Raw genomic sequence first — 786 nt, 5'->3', positions numbered from 1 at the left:
CTTCGCCGTCGGCATGTAGCATCGGCGCATGCCTGGGGAGGGGTTACTAAGTCTGCCGTCGAGACCGCTGTTGAGGGGATTTTTCAAGCGGATTACAGACTTGATGGAGTCATTTCAGGAAGGTTATCTGCGCGCAGTCTGCGCATCTGCCGGTTGCGTCATAGCTAGACCTGAGATCGATGAAGGTATCGACGTCTCCGTCACCCACCGAGCTGACTCGCACCTGGCGACAGATCGGGTGGCGAGACTGGAGATTCAGCTCAAGCGCACGGGCAGACCTCCCGCATCGCCCCGATAGCTGCCGACCTTAGGTGCGGTGCGGTGCGGGTCAAGGGTCGGAGATCCCGGAGGGACGCCGTAGGCGCCCTTGACGCGTGCCGTGCCGGACCGCCCCCTTCCATGATTGCTAGCGGGCCGATGCGGGAACCCACGGACGGACGGTCGGGGTAGGTAGCCGGACCGGAAGCGGTCGCCGGCCATTCCGACGACTGATGCACCAGGCAAGGTGTCGAGCGTTGACGGCGAGTTCTGCTGTCTTCGACCCGGCACCCTGTTGGCACGTGCGCGCCAAGCCAAGGGACGCGCCCAGAGCGCAGCGAAGCGGAGTGGCGGGCAGGCGGCCCGCCCTGTGGTGGCGGCGCGCTTTCGGGCCCTGGAGGGGCCCGTCTTGAAGACGTAGAGAAACTTGTCAGGAATACAGGCAGCAAGCTGGGAACTCTGGTCTAGTCAAGCTTCGCCGTCGGCATGTAGCATCGGCGCATGCCTGGGGAGGGGTTACTAAGTCTG

1 protein-coding gene is annotated in these 786 nt (G+C 64.0%); it reads left to right on the top strand.

Features of this window, described 5'->3' with window-relative positions; genetic code table 11:
- Positions 1 to 28: 28 nt before the first annotated feature.
- Positions 29 to 298, top strand: coding sequence for a DUF4365 domain-containing protein (locus tag ABD056_RS22950; protein WP_425545078.1), 270 nt, complete (start codon positions 29 to 31; stop codon positions 296 to 298).
- Positions 299 to 786 lie beyond the last annotated feature (488 nt).

The organism is Caenispirillum bisanense (assembly GCF_039523075.1).
Taxonomy (GTDB): Bacteria; Pseudomonadota; Alphaproteobacteria; order Rhodospirillales; family Rhodospirillaceae; genus Caenispirillum; species Caenispirillum bisanense.
The sequence above is the reverse complement of the archived record's forward strand: the minus strand, read 5'-3'. Positions and strand labels throughout refer to the sequence as shown.

Excerpts from the sequence above, each read along its gene's own strand:
- ABD056_RS22950 (WP_425545078.1), top strand. The coding sequence starts at position 29 with ATGCCTGGGGAGGGGTTACTAAGTCTGCCGTCGAGACCGCTGTTGAGG.